General features: G+C 63.3%; 5 protein-coding genes. 4 read left to right on the top strand and 1 reads right to left on the bottom strand.

All coding sequences use genetic code 11. The features are described 5' to 3' along the window. The 4 genes from carA to greA form a co-directional block, all read left to right on the top strand. On the top strand, window positions 1-1,100 hold a 1,100-nt coding region (carA, locus tag ACHFFA_RS03125; protein WP_394269381.1), incomplete at its 5' end, for a glutamine-hydrolyzing carbamoyl-phosphate synthase small subunit. Beyond that, complete coding sequence (locus ACHFFA_RS03120; RefSeq protein ID WP_394269380.1) at window positions 1,097-1,828, top strand: hypothetical protein; 732 nt, start codon at window positions 1,097-1,099, stop codon at window positions 1,826-1,828. The genes carA and ACHFFA_RS03120, both read left to right, overlap by 4 nt. Then, entirely contained in the window at window positions 1,828-5,154 is a 3,327-nt protein-coding gene (carB, locus tag ACHFFA_RS03115) for a carbamoyl-phosphate synthase large subunit (RefSeq protein ID WP_394269379.1), read from the top strand. The genes ACHFFA_RS03120 and carB overlap by 1 nt, the downstream gene beginning before the upstream one ends. Window positions 5,155-5,254: 100 nt before the next feature. Further along, a complete protein-coding gene (gene greA, locus ACHFFA_RS03110; protein WP_394269378.1) occupies window positions 5,255-5,722 on the top strand; it encodes a transcription elongation factor GreA in 468 nt (155 codons plus the stop codon). Window positions 5,723-5,813: 91 nt separating this feature from the next. On the opposite strand, the gene ACHFFA_RS03105 is transcribed toward greA, so the two are convergent. Further along, window positions 5,814-6,005: a DUF4170 domain-containing protein gene (locus ACHFFA_RS03105; protein ID WP_394269382.1), complete on the bottom strand. Its 192-nt coding sequence runs from the start codon at window positions 6,003-6,005 to the stop codon at window positions 5,814-5,816. Between the last annotated feature and the right edge of the window lie 112 nt (window positions 6,006-6,117).

Below are 6,117 nucleotides of genomic sequence, written 5' to 3'. Positions count from 1 at the left end.
GGGGCAAGGGCTTCGGTGCCACCGGCAGCGCGGTGGGCGAGGTCTGCTTCAACACCGCGATGACGGGTTATCAGGAGGTGATGACCGATCCCTCCTACGACAGCCAGATCGTCACCTTCACCTTTCCCCATATCGGCAACGTCGGCGCGAACGAGGAAGACCACGAGAGCCGCGGGCTGGGCGCGGTCGGCCTCATCGTGCGGCAGGAGATTACCCTGCATTCCAGCTTCCGCGCGCAGGAGGAGTTTGCCGCCTGGTGCGCCGCGCACGGCAAGATCGGCCTCTCGGGAGTCGATACCCGCGCGCTCACCCGCCGCATTCGCCGCGACGGCGCGCCCAACGCGGTGATCGCCCACAGCCCGCGCGGCGAGTTCGACCTGAAGGCGCTGGCCCGGCAGGCGGCGGAGTGGAGCGGGCTGGAGGGGCTCGACCTTGTCCCGCGCGTCACCCGCGGCGTCCTGGAAGACTGGCGCGGCGGGCACTGGCAGCTTGGCCACGGGTATGGCGAGGCGGGCAATGCGCGCCCGCACGTGGTCGCGATCGACTATGGTTCCAAGGACAACATCTTTCGCAATCTGGTGAAGGCGGGCGCGCGGGTGACGGTGGTGCCGGCGCGCAGCTCGCTGGAAGAGATCATGCGGCTGGAGCCCGATGGCGTGTTCCTCTCCAACGGCCCCGGCGACCCGGCGGCGACGGGCGAGTATGCGGTGCCGGTGATCAGGGGCCTGCTGGAACGCGACGTGCCGATCTTCGGCATATGCCTTGGCCACCAGCTTCTGGGGCTCGCGGCAGGAGCAAAAACCGCCAAAATGTTCCAGGGCCACCGCGGCGCCAACCACCCGGTCCAGCGCGTCGGCGGCGGCTGGGGCGAGAGCGAGGGGCTGGTCGAGATCACCTCGATGAACCACGGCTTCGCGGTGGACGGGGCGACCTTGCCTGAGGGGGTGGTGGAAACCCACGTCTCGCTGTTCGACGGGACCAATTGTGGAATTTCGATCAGGGGCAAGCGGGCGTTCGGGGTGCAGTATCACCCGGAGGCGAGCCCGGGGCCTCAGGATAGCTTTTACCTGTTTGAGAAGTTCGTGGGGATGATAGGGTGACCATCGAGTCCGTCGAAACGCTCGACAAGATTATGGAGGTCATGCGGTTTTCCATTGAGGCCAATAAAACTCTGGGGCCCTTTGGGCCCGACGTTGACCGAATTTGCTATCACCTGCACGAAGATCTGGACGATGACGAAAGCCATCAAGATCAAGACGAGGTTTTTCGCGCGCTGAAAGGCGCAGGGGTTCCGATCGAACGAAGCGCACTCGACGATTATCCTTATGAAATTTGGGAGCGCCGTTGGCCGACAATCGAATGGCTCGAGCGAGATGTTCCGCGCATCTTTGAGGTGTTGAATAGCTTCAACCACGGCTTGTATAGCATTTCATACGAGCCAAAAGGTTCGGCATGGCATCTTTATGCAGCCGCGTTCCAGCACGCTTGGCACCACGCCGATCCAGCATCACGCCCGCCAGGTTGCGAAGAAGAGGACAGATCTCAAAAGGCGGCTCTGCCTGTGTTCATCTCCGACCTTGGTAAGGCTGTTTACGCCGCTGTTCGCGAGGGAAAGCTGTCAGTTTCGGATGCCGTTGAACGCATGGACGCGATCTGGCCTGAAACGGCACATCGGTGGCCCAACAAGGCCGCAGAGGCGGCATCAATGTTGTGGTTCGAGAACCCACTCATGTCTCCGGCGCTCGTTCATTTCGGCCCAGAACACCAAGAGCTTCTTCAGTGGGCTCTTTGGCACATTGTCACAAACCCGCTTGGCAAGGCTAACTGATGCCCAAACGCACTGACATCTCCTCCATCCTCGTCATCGGCGCCGGTCCGATCATCATCGGGCAGGCGTGCGAGTTCGACTATTCCGGCACGCAGGCGATCAAGGCGCTGCGGGAGGAGGGGTACCGGGTGATCCTGGTCAACTCCAACCCGGCCACGATCATGACCGATCCGGACATGGCCGATGCAACCTATATCGAGCCGATCACGCCCGAGATCGTCGCCAAGATCATTGCGAAGGAGCGGCCCGACGCGCTGCTGCCCACGATGGGCGGGCAGACGGCGCTGAACTGTGCGCTGGCGCTGGAGGAGATGGGCGTGCTGGCCGAATACGGCGTCGAGATGATCGGCGCCAAGGCCGAAGCGATCGAAAAGGCCGAGAACCGCCAGCGTTTCCGCGAGGCGATGGACAGCATCGGCCTCGAAAGCGCGCGCAGCGGGGTCGCGACCACGGTCGAGCAGGCGTTCGATGTGCTGGAGCGGACCGGCCTTCCGGCGATCATCCGCCCGAGCTTCACGCTGGGCGGGACGGGCGGGGGCATCGCCTACAACCGGATCGAGTTCGAGGCGATCGTGCGATCGGGCCTGGATGCGTCACCCACCACCGAGGTGCTGATCGAGGAATCCCTGCTCGGCTGGAAAGAGTTCGAGATGGAGGTGGTGCGCGATCGCAAGGACAATGCGATCATCATCTGCTCGATCGAGAATGTCGATCCGATGGGCGTCCACACCGGCGATTCCATTACCGTCGCCCCCGCGCTGACGCTGACCGACAAGGAATACCAGATCATGCGCAGCGCCAGCATCGCGGTGCTGCGCGAAATCGGTGTAGAAACAGGCGGTTCCAACGTCCAGTTCGCAGTCAATCCGAAGGACGGGCGACTGATCGTGATCGAGATGAACCCGCGGGTCAGCCGGTCGAGCGCGCTTGCCTCCAAGGCCACCGGCTTCCCCATCGCCCGCGTGGCGGCGAAGCTGGCGGTGGGCTACACGCTCGACGAGCTGACCAATGAGATCACCGGCGCGACGCCTGCGAGTTTCGAGCCTACCATCGATTACGTCGTCACCAAGATCCCCCGCTTCGCCTTCGAAAAGTTCAAGGGCGCGACGCCCGAACTTTCCACGGCGATGAAGTCTGTGGGCGAGGTCATGGCAATTGGCCGGTGCTTTGCGGAATCGATGCAGAAGGCGCTGCGCGGTCTTGAAACCGGGCTCGACGGCTTCAACCGCGTGCCCGAACTCGAAGAGGCGTCGCGCGACAAGATCACTGCCGCGCTCAGCCAGCGCACGCCCGACCGCATCCTCAAGGTTGCGCAAGCCTTTCGCGAGGGGCTGAGCGTTGCCGAAATCCAGCCGATCACCGGCTACGATCCGTGGTTCCTGCGCCAGATCGAGGCGATCATCGTCGAGGAAGCGGCTATCGGCGAGAATGGCCTGCCCAACACCGCGGCGGAAATGCGCCGGCTGAAGGCAATGGGCTTTTCCGACAAGCGCCTCGCCACGCTTGCGGTTCGCTCGGTCGGCGTGGCCGGGGGGCTTGCCGAAACCCAGGCTCGCCGCAGCGGCCTGTTGCACGATGCCCTGCGCGCCATGGCCGGAGCCACCAGCGAACAGGAGGTGCGCGACCTGCGTCGCAAGCTCGGCGTGCTACCCGTGTTCAAGCGGATCGACAGCTGCGCCGCCGAGTTCGAGGCAATCACGCCCTATATGTACTCGACCTACGAGACCCCGACTTTCGGCGAGCCGGAAGACGAGGCGCTGCCCAGCGATGCGAAGAAGATCGTCATCCTCGGGGGCGGCCCGAACCGTATTGGGCAGGGGATTGAGTTCGACTATTGCTGCGTCCACGCGTGCCTTGCGCTTTCCGAGGCAGGGTTCGAGACGATCATGGTCAACTGCAACCCGGAAACGGTAAGCACCGATTACGACACCTCCGACCGGCTGTATTTCGAGCCGCTGACCGAGGAGGATGTGCTCGAGATCCTGCGGGTCGAGATGAGCCGCGGCGAGGTCGTCGGCGTGATCGTGCAGTTCGGCGGGCAGACCCCGCTGAAGCTGGCCGCCGCGCTGGAGCGGGAGGGCATTCCAATCCTCGGCACCAGTCCCGACGCGATCGACCTTGCCGAGGATCGCGAGCGCTTTGCCCGCCTGGTCAACAAGCTCAGGTTGCAGCAGCCGCTCAACGGCATCGCCAAGAGCCGCGACGAGGCGGCGGCAGTGGCCGCGCGGATCGGCTACCCGGTGCTGCTGCGCCCCAGCTACGTCCTCGGTGGGCGGGCGATGGAGATCATCGACAGCGAAGCGCAGCTCGACGACTACATCGCCACGGCCGTCAATGTCAGCGGCGACAGCCCGGTGCTGGTGGACCAGTATTTGCGCGACGCGGTCGAATGCGACGTCGACGTCATCAGCGACGGGTTCGAGGTCCGCATCGCCGGGGTGATGCAGCATATCGAGGAAGCCGGGGTCCATTCGGGCGACAGCGCCTGCACCTTGCCGCCCTACAGCCTGCCGGCCGGCATCGTTGCCGAGATGAAGCGGCAGGCCGAAGCCCTGGCCAAGGCGCTCGAGGTGCGCGGCCTGATGAACGTCCAGTTCGCGGTGAAGGACGGCGAGGTCTTCCTGATCGAGGTCAACCCGCGCGCCAGCCGTACGGTTCCTTTCGTGGCAAAGGCGATTGGTCAGCCGATCGCCAAGATCGCTGCCAAGGTGATGGCGGGCGAGGGGCTGCACACCTTCGAACCCTTCGACCTACGGCCCGCGCATATGTCGATCAAAGAAGCGGTGTTCCCCTTCGCGCGCTTTCCCGGATCCGATCCGGTGCTTTCACCTGAGATGAAGAGTACGGGCGAAGTCATGGGAATCGATGCAAATTTTCCCGCCGCCTTCCTCAAGTCGCAGCTGGGGGCCGGCATGACCTTGCCCCGCTCGGGGACGGTCTTCGTATCGGTCAAGGATAGCGACAAGGACGTTATCCTCCCCGCGGTTGGCACGCTGATCGAGCACGGTTTCCGCATCGTCGCGACGGGTGGCACGCAGGCATTCCTCGCCGGGCGGGGGCTCGACGTCACGCGGGTCAACAAGGTCGCCGAAGGTCGCCCGCATATCGTCGACGCCATCATCGACGGGGATATCGCTCTGATCTTCAACACCACCGAGGGGTGGCAGTCGCTGCTCGATTCCCAATCGATCCGCGCGAGCGCCCTGGCTCAGAAGGTGCCCTATTACACCACCGCCGCTGCATCCCTGGCTGCGGCGCGGGCGATTGCCGAGGTCGACCCGGAGCGACTTGAAGTACGCTCGCTACAGTACTATTATAGCGCCTGAGATATTACTCGAAGTCCTTCCCCGACAATCGGTTCGATCCACCGCTTCTGCGGGCTCGAACCAGTTGTCGGCCAAGGCGCGTGGAAAGGAATGCTGGCCCATGGAAAAGGTGCCGATGCTGGCCGAAGGCTACGAGAAGCTGACGGCCGATCTGAAGGTTCTGAGGGCTGAACGGCCCAAGATCGTCGACGCGATCGAAGAGGCGCGGGCGCATGGCGACCTGTCGGAAAACGCCGAGTACCATGCGGCCAAGGAACGCCAGGGCCAGGTCGAAGCGCAGATCGCCGACCTTGAAGACAAGGTGAGCCGGGCGCAGATCATCGATCCGGCGACGCTTTCGGGTGACAAGGTGATCTTCGGCGCGACCGTTACCTTGCTGGACGAGGACGACAAGCCGGTGAAATATCAGATCGTCGGGCAGACCGAAGCCGACGCCTCGCAAGGGCGGATCAGTTATACCTCGCCGATCGCGCGGGCATTGATCGGCAAGCAGAAGGACGACGAGATCGAGGTCACTGTCCCCTCGGGCGAAAAGTTCTATCTGGTCGACAAGATCGAGTTCGTCTGAGACGTCCCCGATTTGAGATTTGCATGAGTTTGAAGACGCCCCGCGATGTTATCCGGGGCGTTTTTCTTTGCGCGGACCAAGGGCTAAGCGTTCAACCGGCAGGGTCGAGCAGCTTGTGCAAGTGCACGATGACGTATTTCATTTCCGCATCGTCAACCGTTCGCTGCGCATTGCCGCGCCAGGCCTGTTCAGCATCGTCGTAGCTGCTGTAGACGCCAGCGACATGGATGCTTTCGGGGTCGGCAAAATGGACGCTCCGCGGATCGGTGACCCGACCTCCCATGACGAGGTAAAGGGTCTGATGGGTCTCTTTTTCTTCCACTGGGGCTGCGCTTTCACCGTAGTTTTGCCAAGGGCAGGCCCATAACGAAAGCGGCGCGCCAGGCAACCCCGGC

The organism is Qipengyuania sp. (assembly GCF_043423005.1).
Taxonomy (GTDB): domain Bacteria; phylum Pseudomonadota; class Alphaproteobacteria; order Sphingomonadales; family Sphingomonadaceae; genus Qipengyuania.
The sequence above is the reverse complement of the archived record's forward strand: the minus strand, read 5'-3'. Positions and strand labels throughout refer to the sequence as shown.

Coding starts and splice junctions, on each gene's coding strand:
- ACHFFA_RS03105 (WP_394269382.1), bottom strand. CDS start 6,005: ATGGGAGGTCGGGTCACCGATCCGCGGAGCGTCCATTTTGCCGACCCC.
- greA (WP_394269378.1), top strand. CDS start 5,255: ATGGAAAAGGTGCCGATGCTGGCCGAAGGCTACGAGAAGCTGACGGCC.
- carB (WP_394269379.1), top strand. CDS start 1,828: ATGCCCAAACGCACTGACATCTCCTCCATCCTCGTCATCGGCGCCGGT.